General features: G+C 71.7%; 10 protein-coding genes. 3 read left to right on the top strand and 7 right to left on the bottom strand.

Going from position 1 to position 15,492, the window contains the following annotated elements; translation table 11 throughout:
* Positions 1-525, top strand: a 525-nt coding sequence (locus ACZ61E_RS11740; RefSeq protein ID WP_469699408.1) for a flavodoxin-dependent (E)-4-hydroxy-3-methylbut-2-enyl-diphosphate synthase, incomplete at its 5' end; no start/stop codon positions are given.
* 119 nt (positions 526-644) lie between these two features.
* Positions 645-857: a DUF4287 domain-containing protein gene (locus ACZ61E_RS11735; RefSeq protein ID WP_469699407.1), complete on the top strand. Its 213-nt coding sequence runs from the start codon at positions 645-647 to the stop codon at positions 855-857.
* 220 nt (positions 858-1,077) lie between these two features.
* Here ACZ61E_RS11735 and ACZ61E_RS11730 read toward each other — a convergent pair whose 3' ends face one another.
* The 6 genes from ACZ61E_RS11730 to ACZ61E_RS11705 all read right to left on the bottom strand — a co-directional run bounded on the left by ACZ61E_RS11730 (position 1,078) and on the right by ACZ61E_RS11705 (position 10,626).
* Positions 1,078-1,518: an NUDIX hydrolase gene (locus tag ACZ61E_RS11730; protein WP_469699406.1), complete on the bottom strand. Its 441-nt coding sequence runs from the start codon at positions 1,516-1,518 to the stop codon at positions 1,078-1,080.
* 207 nt (positions 1,519-1,725) lie between these two features.
* The gene (locus tag ACZ61E_RS11725; protein WP_469699405.1) at positions 1,726-4,206 is read right to left on the bottom strand and encodes an ATP-binding protein; all 2,481 of its coding nucleotides are present in this window, start codon (positions 4,204-4,206) and stop codon (positions 1,726-1,728) included.
* Between the two features lie 355 nt (positions 4,207-4,561).
* On the bottom strand, positions 4,562-5,971 hold the full coding sequence (locus ACZ61E_RS11720; RefSeq protein WP_469699404.1) for a protoporphyrinogen/coproporphyrinogen oxidase: 1,410 nt from the start codon (positions 5,969-5,971) through the stop codon (positions 4,562-4,564).
* A gap of 173 nt (positions 5,972-6,144) precedes the next feature.
* Positions 6,145-7,749 carry a class I adenylate-forming enzyme family protein gene (locus tag ACZ61E_RS11715; protein WP_469699403.1) on the bottom strand — a complete coding sequence of 535 codons (1,605 nt, stop codon included), beginning with the start codon at positions 7,747-7,749 and terminating at the stop codon, positions 6,145-6,147.
* Positions 7,750-7,805: 56 nt separating this feature from the next.
* Positions 7,806-9,224: a UbiA family prenyltransferase gene (locus tag ACZ61E_RS11710; protein WP_469699402.1), complete on the bottom strand. Its 1,419-nt coding sequence runs from the start codon at positions 9,222-9,224 to the stop codon at positions 7,806-7,808.
* 37 nt (positions 9,225-9,261) lie between these two features.
* Positions 9,262-10,626, bottom strand: a complete 1,365-nt coding sequence (locus ACZ61E_RS11705; protein WP_469699401.1) for an FAD-dependent oxidoreductase — start codon at positions 10,624-10,626, stop codon at positions 9,262-9,264.
* Between the two features lie 469 nt (positions 10,627-11,095).
* Here ACZ61E_RS11705 and ACZ61E_RS11700 point away from each other — a divergent pair, with 469 nt between their 5' ends.
* Positions 11,096-13,360 (top strand): MMPL family transporter, encoded by a 2,265-nt coding sequence (locus ACZ61E_RS11700; protein WP_469699400.1) that lies wholly within the window; start codon positions 11,096-11,098, stop codon positions 13,358-13,360.
* Positions 13,361-13,493: 133 nt separating this feature from the next.
* Here the strand turns inward: ACZ61E_RS11700 and ACZ61E_RS11695 are convergent, their stop codons facing one another.
* The gene (locus tag ACZ61E_RS11695) at positions 13,494-15,410 is read right to left on the bottom strand and encodes an AfsR/SARP family transcriptional regulator (protein WP_469699399.1); all 1,917 of its coding nucleotides are present in this window, start codon (positions 15,408-15,410) and stop codon (positions 13,494-13,496) included.
* Positions 15,411-15,492 lie beyond the last annotated feature (82 nt).

Below are 15,492 nucleotides of genomic sequence, written 5' to 3'. Positions count from 1 at the left end.
CCGCTGCATCTGGGGGTGACGGAGGCGGGGCCGGCGTTCCAGGGGACGATCAAGTCGGCGGTCGCGTTCGGCGCCCTGTTGAGTGAGGGTATCGGCGACACGATCCGGGTGTCGCTGTCCGCGCCGCCGGCGGAGGAGGTCAAGGTCGGTCTGCAGATTCTGGAGTCGCTGAATCTGAAGCAGCGCCGGCTGGAGATCGTGTCGTGTCCGTCGTGCGGGCGGGCGCAGGTCGATGTGTACAAGCTCGCCGATGAGGTGAGTGCGGGTCTGGACGGGATGGAGGTCCCGTTGCGGGTCGCGGTGATGGGTTGTGTGGTGAACGGTCCGGGTGAGGCCCGTGAGGCGGATCTGGGTGTGGCGTCGGGTAACGGGAAGGGGCAGATCTTCGTCAAGGGCGAGGTCATCAAGACGGTGCCGGAGTCGAAGATCGTCGAGACCCTGATCGAGGAGGCCCTGAAGATCGCCGCGGAGATGGAGGCCGACGGAGTCCCCTCCGGCGAGCCGCTGGTCGTGGCCGGGGTCTGATACGGGGAGCCCGGCGGGGATCGGAAGTGGCGAAGGCCACTTCCGGTCGACCGATCAGTTCGGCGCCCGCCACCGGTCATGAAGGCGGAGAACACCACCAGCGAGGGGACACCGCCGACATGACCGACACCGTGAAGGGCCCTGCCGCCTACTTCCCCTCGATCGAGAGGAAGTACGGCCGGCCGGTCGCGGAGTGGCAGGAGCTGATCCGTTCCTCGCCGCTGACGAAGCACATGGAACTCGTCTCCTGGCTCAAGACGACCCACGCGATGGGCCACGGCCACGCGAACGCGCTCGTGGCCCACACGCTCGCGGAGGACGCCGCCGGCTAGGTCCTGGTCGTCGCACTGGCGTCGTCCGCCCGCAGGGCGGGACTCACGGCGTCCGGTGCGTGCGCTCGCGAGGCGGAGGCCGCCCTCCTCGTACCGGGCGTACTCGGGCGACTTACGACAACGCGGCGAGGGCACGCGCCGGACTCCGCGAGCCGGACGCCAGTTCGACGACAGGACCTGGCGCGCTGTTCCCGCCGGGCGCGGGAACGGCGCGGGCTCCTCACCACCCGTGCTCCGCCAGAGCACCCGAGCCCGCCAGATATCCGAGGAGCCCTTCCCTCGGGTACTCGATGATGTCCTCGGGAAGCTCGTGGACGCTGAACCACTGAAGGGCCAGGCACTTCGCCGGCTCCCTGTTGACGGGGTCGCCGGTCCACTCGGTGGCCTCGAAGAAGAACCCGATCCGCTCCACGCCCTCACTCTGCCGGTGGTGCACGACGTGCACCAGCCGCAGCCGGGCGGGATCGACCCGCACCCCGGTCTCCTCCATCAACTCCCGCGCGGCACCGGCACTGACGGTCTCCCCCCGATCGAGCTTCCCGGACGGCATGTGCCAGCGGCCGTGACCGTAGGGACCTCCCCGCTGGGAGAAGAGGAGCTTGTCCCCGTCCCGCAGAAGGACATGCGTATCGATGACGGGCCGCGCGGGGTGGGGGGTCATGGTTCCTGGGGGGGGGTGGTCGGTCCCTCACCATGCGTGAGGCTGATGCGTCCAACATCTCGCGGTCGGCGGGGTGGTGGACACCCCGCCGACCGACAACCTCGTCGCGCACCACCGTGGGTCGCGCCCGTGGAAGACGTATGGATCACGACCACCGGCGCCGTGCCCCGGCACGCACGCTCATCCGGCCTGATCCAGACGCAGACCCTAGCGGCGCACCAGGCCGCCCGCCGCCGCGCCCTGGGGGCCCGTGTGGGAGTCCATCGGGCGCAGCATGCGGCCCGCGACCTGGACGCGGGAGGTGCAGCCGAGCTTCTGCATCACCTTGCGCATGTGGTTCACCGCCGTCCACTCCGCGATGCCGAGCCTGCGCGCGACCTCGCGGTTGGTCAGGCCCTCCGTGACCAGCATCGCCACCTCGTGCTCGCGCCTGGTCAGTGAGCCGACCAGGTCGGTGGAGCGCGGCTGGTGGTCCGGCCGTTCGATCAGGGCGAGGGCCTGGGTCACCGCCTCGTCCGGGGTGCACAGTCCGCCCCGGTGCCAGGCCGTGTCGAAGGCGCTGCGGCCCATCCGTTCGCTGACCTGGCCGAGCAGGGTGCCGCTGACGGCGTTCGGCTGGCCCGCCAGGGTGTCGCCGACCCGGTGGCGCAGGGCGTCCGACGCGCCGAGCAGCAGAGCCGCGCGCTCCCACACCGCCGCCGAACGGCCGTACTTGTGGGTGAGAAGCTCCGCCAGGACCGCCAGTCCGCGTGCCACCTCGGGCAGATCACCCCGGTCGTGCAGCAACAGCAGTGCGCGGCAGGCCAGTTGCTCGGCCCGGTCGCAGTCGCCCTGACTGCCGGTCAGACCGGCGAGTGTGAGCTTGGCGCGGGCCGCCGAGCGGGCGTCCTCGACGCGCTCGAAGAGCCGTACGGCCTCCGTGGCGTGCCGCGCCGCCGACGTGATGTCTCCCCGGTCCCGGCGGACCTCGGCGAGACGGGCCAGCACTGCCCCCCGGCACCACTGACCACCTCCCCGCGGATCAAGGTCCGCCAGGACCAGAGTCAGGAGGTTCTCGGCGGCGGGAAGGTTCCCCTCGATCTGGGCGAGCCTGGCCAGGTGCTGGCGTACGGTCACGATCCCCGGCCCGTCGGCCGTGTCGGTGTACGCGGCCAGCGCCTCGTCCAGCCAGGGCTTGGCGGCCGACGGGTCGTCCGTCAGGAGCAGCGCCTCGCCGAGCGCTTCGAGCGCGGCCAGGCGTACGGGGCGCCGGTCGATGCCGATCCGCAGTGCGGCGGAGAGCCAGTGCTCGGCGCTCTTCACCTCGCCGCGGAGCAGCCAGTAGGGCTGCGCCGCGGTGGCCAGTGTCGCCACCGCCTCGCCGTTGTCCGCCTCGACCAGGAACTCCAGCGCGGCGAGCACGTCCTGGTGCCAGTGGTCGAACTGCTCCAGCGCCGCCGTCTGGCCGGGACCCTCCAACTCGCTGCGGATACCGTGCAGCTGGCGGATGAAGAACACGGCGTGATCGGCCCGTACCGGCCCCAGCGCGTCCTGTCGCGCGAGGTGTTCCAGGGCCCGTGCCCGGGACCTGCGCAGCATCCAGAAGCGGATGCTGCCGTCCCGCTGCTCCTCGGTCAGCAGCGCGCTGTGGTCGACCATCTCCTCCAGCGCCTGCCGGGTGACGTCGAGCGGGAGTTCGAACACACCGGCGGCCTCGGCGACCCCGAAGCTCTCGGTGAACACCCCGAGCCGTACGAGGAGTTCGACTGCCTGCGGCGCGAGACCGAGCGTGTCCGGGCCCGCCGCCGTGTCCGTGGCCGTGCCCGGCTCCGTCAGTGTGCCCGGCGACCGGCTCAGCTCGTCCAGCAGGGCTCGCGGCGAGCTGACCTTCAGCCGGGACGCGGCCAGTTCGATGGAGAGCGGCAGTCCGTCGAGCATCTGGCAGAGCTTGGCGACGGTCTCGCGGTTCTCCTGTGTGAGCCGGAATCCCGGCCGTACCGCCTTGGTCCGGTCCACCAGCAGGCGGACGGAGTCGACCTGTCCCAGCCGGGCCAGGTCGGCCGTGTCGCGCGCCGTGGGCACCGCGAGCGGGAAGAGCGGCACCCGGTGCTCGCCGTACATTCCGAGCACCTGGGTGCCGACCGTCACCAGACACAGCCGCCGGGCGGCCGATCCGACCGCCTCCCACAGCTCGGCGATGCCGCGCGGCGGCCGGCTGCCGCAGTCGAGCACCAGCAGGAAGTCCCGTCCGCCGAGATGGTCGCGCAGCCGATCGAGCGGGGCACGATCCGCCGCGGCGCCGTCCTCACCCGACGTGTCGTCGACACGGGTGTCCGGCGTAGGTGGTGTCAGCTCCAGGGCCTCGGCGACCGCGCGGGCGAGCCCGCCGTCGGGGTCGTTCGTTTCAAGCCGGAGGGTGTCCAGTTCCAAGTACCGGCCGCCATCGGCGAATTCACCGGCGATCTGTTCGAAGAGGGCGTCCGCCAGTCGGCTCTTGCCGACGCCGACCGGACCGGTGAGCGTGAGCACCTGTCCGTTGGGCACGGCGGCGCGGGCCTTGAGATCGGCCAGTTCCGTGTCCCTCCCGACCCGCGAAGTGAGCGCGTAGCGCGCCCGCTGATGGGTGGAGTGCGCCAGGTCTCCGCCTGTTCGCACCGGCTCGGCGATCCGTGCGGATCCGCTCGGTTCTCCGTTGTTCTGCGCGCGCATTCCAGCCCCCGTGGCTCATCTTGTTCGCACGACCAACTCGATTTTCTCTCCCCCGGAACCTCACAGGCCGCGTCCAACGATCGGTCAAGGCTTGGTCAATGCGCGGTCACTGGAGTCACTCCAGTCACACCCGCAACATAACCGGAACCCCGCTCCGACCACGGGAAAGCCGCCCGCCCGCCGGGAGTCCGGCGAGGGGGCGACTCGATGAAAGGTGTGGCCCGATGCGGGCCGTTCGGGCACTGCGCGCCGGGCGCACACCGTCAAACAGGCACCGCCGGGCGCGACATCAGGCAGGCGGCGCGGGACCCGCCGGCGCGCGTGCCGTCAGCCACCGGCCATCAGCCACCGGCCATCAGGCACTGGCCGTCGGCACCGGCCCCTGTGCGGAGGCCGGACTCCGCCGCCGCGACTGGATCCGCTCAGCAGCCAACTCCCCCGCCTGCACGGCGGCTTCACTCGTCGGCCGCTGGAACACCCAGTCCCCGGCGAACTCCACCGCCCGCACCGGCCGGTCGAGGAAGGCACCCTGGAGCCGCAGCGCGTCCGGAGTGGCCTCGGGAGCGGCGTACGGGAACCGGTGCACCTCCGACTCGACCAGCGCCTCGCGCAGCTCCGGCACGTACCTCGTGGCGCGCCCGAGCAGCTTCTCGACGACCTCCTCGTCGGGCCGGTCCATCAGCTCGTCGGTGGCGCGCTCCGCGCTCAGCATGCTGACCAGTCCCTGACCGCGCGGCGCCCGGTTGGCCGCCTTGAAGTGCTCGAAGGTCAGGCCGGCCAGATAGCCGTCCTCCTTCTCCGGGATGAGCAGCGCGTAGACCTTCTTCGTGCCGCGCGACTGACGGACCGCCAGGGGGCGGTCCACCCGGAGGGTCACACGGATCATGCGGGAGTACGACGTGGCGTCCAGGAAGGGCGACTCCTCGGCGGGCGCCGACGGATACAGCTTCCTGGCCACGGGCGCCGGCACGGCGAGCACGACCTCACGGGCCGTCACCACGCGGCCGTCGGTGAAGACCAGCCGTACACCGCCGTCGGGGGTCTCGCCGACCTCCTGGACGGCCCTCCCGGTGTGGACGGTCAGCCGCTCCGCGACCTTCCGGGCGAGCGCGTCCATGCCGTCGCGGTAGGTGCGCCAGCCGTGCAGGCCGCGCGTGGCGACCATGGTGGCCACGAGCGGCGCGACGCACGAGCGCCGGGTGTCCCAGGCCCAGCCGGTGCTCGCGGCCGGCTGGAGCAGATAGTCGTGCAGGTCGGGGTGTTTGCCGTCGACGAACTCCGCGACCGTACGCAGGCCGAGCGGGCTCTCCCCCGGCCGCCGGGTGCTGACCTTGCCCAGCGACGGCAGCAGCCCGCCCAGCATCCCGGTCATGGCCATCCGGCCACCGGGCGACAGCCCCGCGCCGGTGAGGGTGCCCACCCAGTGCCCGCTGCCCGCGTGCGCCTTGCCGCCCCGCCAGACACCGGCGAGACTGCCGACCTTGAGCACCCCGCCGTCCCGGTCGAGGCCGACGTCCTTGATCAGCCGCCAGGTGGACGGATACCCGTGCGAGGCCAGGGTCTCGGTGCCCTGCTCCACGATCCAGCCGTCCTTCTGCCGCGCCCGCATCCGGCCGCCCACGTCACCGTCCGCCTCGAAGACCTCCGGCGCGCGGCCGGCCTCCTTCAGCCGGTACGCGGCGGTGAGCCCGGAGATCCCGGCGCCGACGACGGCGACGTCGACGTGCGTGCCTGCTTCCTCCGCGGCTGCCTGTGCCTCTGACATGGCTTGCGCTCCCTACTCGACGCTCTGGGCCGGTTCGTGCTCGATCGCCGCACGGGCGTGTGCCCGCCGGGCGGGCGGTACGTGCTGTCCCGACCGCCGCACGGACGGCGGCCGGTGTCCTGAACAGCCGGACGGGCGCGGGGCGCCGCCCCGCCCCCGTCCGGCGTCCGCGACTACGTCCAGCGCCCCGTGCCGTACGTCTCCTCGCCCAGGAGCCGCTCGCGCAGTTCGACCCGGCGGACCTTGCCCGTGCTCGTGCGCGGGATCTCCTCCAGCGGCAGGATCCGGGGCGCGCCCAGCGCCGGCAGGTCCGCGGTCGCCCGCTTCCACTCCGCCTCGTCCAGCGTGCCGTCCTGCGTGGAGACGACGGGCAGCGGCAGCTGGCCGGGAATGCCGATCACCGCGGCCTCCAGCAACTGCGGCAGCCGGTCGGCCAGTACGTCCTCCAGCTCGATGCAGCTCATTCCGGGGATCACGTCGACCTCGCGGTCCAGCAGGCGGAACGCGCCCGCGGCGGTGCGCAGGCCGTAGTCACCGGTGTTCCACCACTTGCCGCGCGCCTTGTCCTGCCAGCGCCGCTGCTCGCCGAGGTAGCCGATGCAGCGCCCGTCGGTGCGGGTGAGCAGCACGCCGGGCTTGCCGTTGGGGACCGGCTTCATCGTCGCCGGGTCCACCACCTTCATCCCGGTGAAGCCGGGGATGGGGCGGCCGACGTCGCGCGTCGTGGGGTGCCGGTCGCCCTTGGACGCCAGCGCCCTGCGGGTCAGCAGCCGGAAGGTCATGGGGCCGGTCTCCGACTGGCCCCAGCCCTGGAGCCAGGCCGGGAAGCGCCGCTTGCTCGCGTGCAGGAAGCGGCGGACCGTGGGCGGGTGGATCGCGTCGAAGGTGCTGACGTAGAGCCGGACGTCCCCGTACAACTCCGGTCGCTTACCGGCCAGTTCCTGCCAGCCGATGTACGTCGCGGGCAGCGCCTCCAGATACGTGGGCTTGCGCTGCGCGAACATCCGCTCGGCGGTGGCCGGCCGGGCGTCGGCGAGGAGCAGCGCGTCCTTCGGCTCCAGCTTCAGCGTGCCGGTGCTCCAGGTGATCATCCGCATGTGGTTGAACGGGGTGGCGGTGGCCACCGTGTCGGAGCGCTTCATCGCCACGATCGGGAAGCGCAGCGACTCCGTACGGCCGAGGTGGCCGAGGACGGTGTCGACCGAGTGCACAACGAGCTTCGGCACCCCGGTGGTGCCGGAGGTGTGGGTGGCGACCATCGGCTCGTAGCTGGCCGTGGTGAACACCTTCGGGGTACGCGCCCCGCGCAGGTCGTCCAGCGACACCGTGCCCGGCAGCGCGGCGCCGACGGTCACCGTGCGCGGGACGAGGGACTTCAGGTCCACGCCCTGCTCGTCCGCCGAGCTGAGGATGTCGGCGGTGGTGACGAACAACTGCGCGTCGGCGCGCTTGAGTACGGTGCCGAGGGTCTGTGCCGGCAGGCCGCCCGCGATCAGGACCGGGAGGGCGCCGAAGCGCGCGGTGGCGCAGGCGAGGAGCAGATAGTCCCAGTGGTTGTCCTTGGCTATCGCGACCCGGTCGCCGGGCCGCGCCCCCGCCTCGTACAGCAGGCCGGCGGTCTCCTGTACGAGCTCGGCGATGCCGGCCACGCTGAACTCGGAGCCCGCGCCGGGGGCGATGTCGAAGGGCCGGCTCAGATGGAAGCGGGTGCTGCGGCCCGCCTGTGCGTGTTCGTCGAAGAGCAGACCGAGTCCGGTCGGCTTGTTCTTGGTACCCATGTCCGTTTGTCCTGTCCGGAGTTCGGGCCGCGGGCTCGGGCCGCGGCCGTCACCCCTCAGCTCGCGAAGTGAATGAGGTTGGCCAGGACGATGCCGGCGACGCCCGTCCGGAACGCCACCACTCCTCGCCTGCGTGCCAGCAGTGCGTCTCCGTTACGGCTGAAGGAGGTGAACTGGCGCAGCCGCAGCGCCATTTCGGGGAGCAGCGCGGCGAAGAACCACCACGGTGCCCAGCCCACGGCCGAGGCCCCGACGGTCAGCAGCAGGTCGACGGTGGACAGCGCGCCGATGAAGACGAGGTTGCCGCGCGCCGAGGTGTGGACCGCGACCGTGCTGCGGCCGACGGCCGCGTCCCCGCTGATGTCCTTGGTGTTGGAGTAGCAGGACACCAGGATCTGCCAGAGGCCGAACAGCACCGCCTGCACGAGTACGAGGGCGGGCAGATGGCCGGTCACGAAGCCGTAGGGAGCGACGACGATGACCAACGGGCAGCCCATGATGAGGACTTCGCCGAGACCCCGGTAACTGAGCTTGAGTCCCCAGGAGTACTGGAACCCGGCGAACAGCACCAGGCCGGTGACGACGAGCGCCCAGAGGGGCCGCTCGGGGGCGGCGACGGCCGACGCGGTCCAGAAGACGGTGCCCCAGAGCAGGCTCAGATACCCGAACCGGGTGGCCTGGGGGACCGTCAGCGCCCCGGTGAGCAGGGGCTTGCGCTCCAGGGGCCGCAGCGGAGTACCGCCGGTGCCGAGGTAGTTGGCGCGGTCGCTGCCGTCCCGGATGCCGTTGACGTCGTCGAGGGCCATGACGGCGGAGATGACGCCGATCTCCCCGAGGAGGAAGAGCAGCAGGGTCGTCCATGTGTCGGACGCGAACCGCGCGCTGCCGGCGAGCGCGGTCCACAGCACGAGCATGCTCAGGTAGTAGTCGAGGACGAACTCGAACTTGGCGAGCCGCGCGTACGCGACGAACCGGCTCCGTGCCCCGGAGGCGGGCGGGCCCGAGGGCCCCGCGCCGCCGGTACCCGCCGGGGGCGCGGTGGCGACCCCGGACCGCCCGGCGGAGGCGCCGGCACCCGCGCCGGCGGGCCGTGCGCCGTCCGCCGCCGTACGGGAAGCGCCCGCGACGGCACCACCGTCACCCGCGCCGGGCCCGCGGCCGGCCGCCGAACCTCCCGCGTCCGCGCCGGACCCGGTGCCGAGGCCCGTGTCCGCGCCGGAGGCGGCACGGCGCGCGACGGCTCCCGCCGCGCGCCCGTCCGCCGTGGCACCGGCCCCGTCGGTGGCCGTACGGCCGCCGGCATCGGTCCGCGTACCGCCGGCCGAAGCCTGCCGGACGCCGTCCGCCGCCGTACGGGACGGACCCGCCGCACCCGCGGCCGCTTCCGACGGGCCGGGCGTCGTACCCGTCGCGGTGTCGACGCCGCCACCGGGCCGGTGGCCTCCGGCGCCGGAGGCGGGAGTGAACGCGTTCATGTCTTCTCCCCTGCTCTCCTGCTCTCCGCGGCCCGGCTCAGCCGGCCGTCGTCAGCTTTCCGGCCGTCGTCAGCTTCTCGGCGGCGCGGATGCCGGAGAGCATCGCCGCCTCCGAGATCGGCGCGGTGAAGTAGTCACCCGCGAAGACCACCGGGGCGTGCTGGAGTCCGATGACGCGCGCGGACATCCGGTAGCGGCCGGGCGCGGGCAGCGGCATCGCGTGCGGGCGTACGGCGATCTCGAACGGCTCCGCCTCGTCGACCGGGAAGTCCGGCCAGAGCTGGGTGACCAGCCGGGTCGTCTCCGCGTACTGCTCCTCCGGCGACAGCGCGAGCAGCCGGCGGGTCTCGGCGCGGCCCGGGTAGACGAACGCGAGGTGCTTGTCGACCGAACGCCCCTGCTCGTCCTTGACCTTGCGCGGGAAGGTGATGATCGTCTTGACGGGCGGGTCGTCCGCGCCCGCCGCCACGATGTGCGCCTCGGACGGCATGCTGCTGAAGTCGACCAGGTACGAGACCGACAGCGCGGGCTCGTACACCTGGGTCTCCAGGAACTCACGGGTGTCGCGGCCGACGATGTCGTTCGGCAGCGCGGCGGTCAGCTTGGCGGCCACCGGCGCCGTCGTGGCGACCACGACGTCGTCGAAGACCTCGGCGTGGCTCTCGCCGTCCGCCGAGCGGGCGGTGATGTGCACCCGGCCGTCCGTCACCTGGAGGTCGGTGACCTCGTGTTCGAGCCGGATGTCGGCGCCCTTGGCGTTGTGCTCGGCGATGACCTCCATGCCGTTGCGGAACACGTAGAACTTCGCGCCGGCCACCTGGGCCTGCATCGCCCGTACGTGCGCCGCCGAGATGTCCTCGCAGCGCCAGAGCCAGAACGACTCGATCTCCGGCCGCAGCAGGTTGTCGAAGCCGCGCTGCGACAGGCTCTTGCGGGCGTACTCGGCCGCGGTCGTGCCGTCGTCGAAGGGCGCCAGCTTGACCGGGTCGAAGATGTCGAGCTGCTTGCGCTTGAGCGTCTCCTTCATCGTCCCGGTCAGGAAGCCGATCCGGTCCTTGAGGCCGACGTGCTTGTACGTGAGCAGGCTGCGCAGCGAGTCGGAGAGCAGCTCGGCGGGCTGGCCCTTGTCCACGACGATGACGTTGTTGGACATCTCCACGAGCTGGTCCTCGAGACCGTACTCACGAATTCGCTCGAACATCAGCTTGTAAAAGCTGGTGAACCAGAGGTTGATGCCGACGGAGGGCTCGATCTCCGAACGGTGCCACGAGCGAGCCCGACCGCCGAGTCCGGCGGCCGCCTCGAAAATGACAACCTCGCGGCCCGCCTTGATCAACTCTTTGGCGGCGGCGCAGCCTGCCATCCCTCCGCCGATGACAGCGGTCCTCTCACGCTGGCTCATTCGCTTTACCCTCCAGGGAATGTCTCGGATTGCCCTCGACTGTTGTCGCCTGTTCTCGCCGCAATTTAGGAGGGTGAAGCGCCTGTTAGATATAGCAGTCATCCAGGGAATGACCCGCACACACCTGTCATTGTGCGCATTCGCGCGCTGGTGCACCGTAGTCGGGGAGCATGCTGCCCAACCGTCGTCCGGGCCGTCCCGACCACCCGGCGGTGGCGCCGTCCGGGCCGCGCGGAACGGCCGGGACGGGCGGGAACAGGGGGCGGGGAGGCGGATGCGAGGGACCGGACGCGAAGGCCGGACCCGGCCCGGCCCGAGGCGGCCGACGCGCTCCGCGCGGACGCCCAACCGGGCTCGTCGAGCGAGGGGTTGTCATTGCCAGTGGGCTCGCGCGCTCCCTACCTTGATCGTGTGAACGGGATCGACACGCCGCCCCCAGAAACGGCGTTCCCCCTCGAAAGGTTGCCGAATGTTCGCCTCACTGGCCAGATTCACCACACACCGCAGCAGGCTGGTCCTCTATCTCTCCGGTGTGCTCCTCGTGCTCGCGGGAGCGCTGGGCGGTGGCGTGATATCGACTCTCTCCGCCGGTGGATTCACCGACAGTTCGACCGAATCGGCGCGGACGGCGGCGGTCCTGGACGGACGGTTCGGCTCGGGTGCCCCCAATCTGACCCTGCTGGTCTCGGACAAACGCGGCGTCGACGATCCGGCCGTGGGCGCGGCCGGTGAGCGGCTCACCGAGCGCATCGGCTCCGAGAAGGGCGTCGAACAGGCGCTGTCCTACTGGACGTTGGGCAAGGCTCCGGCCCTGCGCGGTGAGGGCGGGAACAGCGCCCTGATCCTCGTGCGGATCACCGGCGACGAGGACCAGGTGCAGAAGACGCTGGAGCGGATCCAGCCCGAGTACGACACCAAGGTGGAGGGCCTCGACACCCGCGTGGGCGGCGTCGCGGTCGCCAACAAGGAGATCACGGACACCACCCAGGACGACCTCCTGCTGATCGAGATGGTCACCTTCCCGGTCCTGCTGGTCGTGATGCTGTTCGTCTTCCGCGGTGTCGTCGCCGCCCTGGTACCGCTGATGGTCGCCGGACTGACCATCGTGTCCGTCCTTCTGACGCTGCGTATCCTCACGCTGTTCACCGACGTCTCGGTGCTGGCCACCAACGTCGCGACCGGCCTCGGGCTCGGTCTCGCGATCGACTACGCGCTCATCCTCCTCAAGCGCTACCGCGAGGAGTTGCACGGCGGCGCGGACACCGACACGGCCATCACGACCGCGCTGCGCACCGCGGGCCGTACCGTCCTGTTCTCCGCCGTGACGGTCGCGCTGGCACTCGCCGGCCTGCTCGTCTTCCCGTTCTACTTCCTGCGGTCCTTCGCCTACGCGGGCATCCCGACCGCCCTGCTGGCGGCGATCGTCTCCATCACCTTCCTGCCCGCGCTGCTGAAGGCGCTCGGCCCGCGGATCGACAAGGGCCGCATCCGTGTCCTGAACCGCGGCAAGGAGGAGAAGCCGCCGAAGCCGGAGGCCGAGCGGTTCTGGTACCGCCTCGCGACGACCGTGATGCGCTTCCCGATCCCGGTCGCGGTCGCGGTGATCGGTCTGCTGCTCTTCCTCGGCTCGCCGTTCCTGAACCTGCACATGAGCCTCGCCGACGACCGCGTACTGCCCGCCGACACCCAGTCGCGGCAGATCAGCGACATCGTGCGCGAGGACTTCAGCGCGCAGGAGTCGCAGGCGCTGAACGTGGTGCTGAACGACACCCCGCCGACCGGGGAGCGTTCGACCGACGCCTACGCGCAGAAGCTCTCCACCCTCGGCAACGTGGCGCGGGTCGACAGCGAGGCCGGTTCCTTCGCGGCCGGTGAGCAGGTCGCCCCGCCCGGTCCGGGCTCCGACCGGTTCAGCGCGGACAGCAGCACCTACCTCTCGGTGATCCCCAAGAGCGAGTCGCTCAGTGAGGAGGGCGAGGAGCTGGTCAAGGACATCCGGGCGGCCGAGGCACCGTACGACGTCCAGGTCGGCGGCCCGGCCGCGGAGCTGGTGGACTCGCTGGACTCCATGTACGACAAGCTGCCGCTGGCACTCACCATCATCGGTGTCACGACGTTCATCCTGCTGTTCCTGTTCACCGGTTCGCTGGTGCTGCCGCTGAAGGCACTGGTCCTCAACTGCCTCAGTCTCAGCGCCACGTTCGGTGTGCTGGTGTGGGGCTTCCAGGACGGTCATCTGGAGGGGTTCGTCGGCGAGTTCACCGTCACCGACACGATCACCTGGACCGTGCCGGTGCTGCTGTTCTGCATCGCGTTCGGCATGTCGATGGACTACGAGGTCTTCCTGCTCTCCCGTATCAAGGAGGAGTGGGACCGCTCGGGCGACAACCAGCTCGCGGTGGCACGGGGGCTGGAGCGCACCGGCGCGATGGTGACCGCCGCGGCGGGACTGATCGCCATCGTGTGGCTGGGCTTCGTCCTGTCGGGGATCTCGTACCTCAAGGCCATCGGTCTCGGCCTGGCGGTCGCGGTCCTGATGGACGCGACACTCGTACGCGGCGCGCTGGTACCGGCGTTCATGCGCCTCGCGGGGCGCGCCAACTGGTGGGCACCGGGGCCGCTGGCCCGTTTCCACCGCCGCTTCGGCCTGCGCGAGGCACCGGACGAGCCGTCGGGCACGCCCGGTTCACCCGGCACCTCCGACGGCAGGGCGACGCGCGAGAGCGTGCACTGAGGGGATTCACCGACGCCGGCGTCCCCGGTCGCCGGGCGGGCCTGTCAGGCTCGCCCGGCGACCGGGAAGTGCACGGCCGTCGAGTCGCACGGACCGGAGCCCGCTCCCGTCTCGGAACCGGACGGGAGCGGGCTCACCCGGCCGGTGTCAGGACGGACGTGAAGCACGGCACGGGTGACTGCCCCGCCCGCGACGGCGTCCCCGACATCAGCCGCAGCTCCGCGACGGCCATGTCCGGCGCCTGGGCCTGCGTCCGGGCCACGAGCCGGATCAGCTCGGGGATGCGGTAGACGGTCACGGCGCCCGGCGCCGATTCGGCGACCTCCACCACATGGTGGTCGAGGAGCCGGCCGACCAGCAGTTCGGCCGCCCAGGTGTCCATCGCCAGGGTCCGCGCCGCGCGGGGGATGTCGAACGGCATCTCGCCCGCGCGGGCCAGACAGGCCAGTGCCTGGCTGTCCGGTGTGGCGAGCCGGGCGCAGGCGCCCGCCATCCGCACCCGGACGTCGAGCGAGCCGCTGCCCAGCTCGGCCAGCCGGTGGTGGTCCGGGGCCAGCCGTGCGGCGAGTTCGGTGACGGACCACATCCGGCGGGCCGCGAGTTTCTCGCCGGCCGCCCGTACGCCCAGCGCCCGGTTGCCGGCCAGCCGTACGACCTGCCGGGCGGCGGCGACGTCCGCGCCGATGCGGTCGACCCCCGCGAGCGAGGCGAGCAGTTCGACGGCGTCGTCCGTCTCCATCGGTCCCAGCTCGACGTTGACGGCGCCGGGCAGGCCCGGCAGCCGTACACGTGAGGTGACGAGGACCGCGCTCCGCGCACCGCCGGGGAGCAGCGGCGCGACCTGTTCGGGTCCGAACGCGTCGTCCAGGACCAGCAGCAGACTCCGGTCCGCGCTCCAGCTCCGGAAGATGCGCGCCAACTCGTCCATCGGCTCGGGCAGTTCGTCCATCCGCATGCCGATGTCACGCAGCAGGGAACGCAGCGCGGCCGCGGGGTCGGTCGGCCGGTCGTTCTCGTCGTGGAGCCGTACGTGGAACTGTCCGTCCGCGAAGTGTTCACGCAGCAGGTGCGCGGCCCGGACGGTCACGGTGCTCTTGCCCGTACCGGCGCCGCCGAGCACGGTCACGATCTGAGGAGCCGTCAGAGGGGACTCGCTGCCCGAGCGTGCGTGCGCGACGATATGGGCCAGCTCCGCCCGCCGTCCGACGAAGTCCGGTGTGTCGGAGGGGAGTTGGGCGATGACCTCGCGCCGGGGCCGGACATCGGCGGCGGCCGGCGCGGCGGCCCGTACGGCCTGCTGCCTGCCCGGAGCCAGTTCGAGCGAGCGCGCCTCGTTGAGTACGTCGCGCTGGAGTCGCTGGAGCCGGTGCGAGGGCTCGATGCCCAGCTCCTGGACCAGACCGCGGCGGAGCTGTCCGAACGTCTCCAGCGCGGTGCCGCGCTGGCCCGACCGGTACGCCGCGAGCATGAGCTGGGCGGCGAATTCCTCGTTCAGCGGGTGGTCGGCGGTGAGCTGCCGCAGCTCGGCCATCAGCCGATGGTGCCGGCCGAGCCGCAGATCGGCCTCGACCCGCAGCTCCAGGGCGCCGAGCCGGGTGTCCGCGAGCTGCGAGATACGGGCGGCCAGCGCCGGCCCGGTCTCGATGTCGGCGAACGCGTCGCCGCGCCAGAGGGCGAGCCCGAGGCGCAGCGTGCGGGCCGCGCTCTCGGGGTCGCCGTCGCCCAGATCGGCGCGGGCCCGCGCGAGGTACCGCTCGAACTGCCACAGGTCCAGCTCGTCGGGCGCGAGCCTGATCCGGTAGCCGTTCGGGCAGGTCTCCACCCGCTCCCCGGGGCCGCCGGCGCCCACGGAGTGCGGCGCTCTCCGGAGCTGGTACACGTAGGTCTGGATGGTCTTGCGGGCCAGCCTGGGTGGCTCGCCGTCCCAGAGTTCGTCGATGAGTGTGGAGGTCCGTACCTGTTCGTTGGCGTGGAGCAGCAGTGCCGCGAGCAGCCGCCGGGCCATCGGAGCGGACGGCGTACGGTCCCCTCCCTGGCCGCTGATCTCCATCGGCCCGAGGATCCGGATGCGCAGTGGGTGGTCGCCGTCCGGATGTGAGCCGTCCGGGTGGGAGCCGGAACGGTGAGCGCTT

This window comes from Streptomyces sp. NPDC104581 (assembly GCF_055583685.1).
Note: the sequence above shows the minus strand (reverse complement) of the source record. Positions and strands in the feature narration are given on the sequence as shown.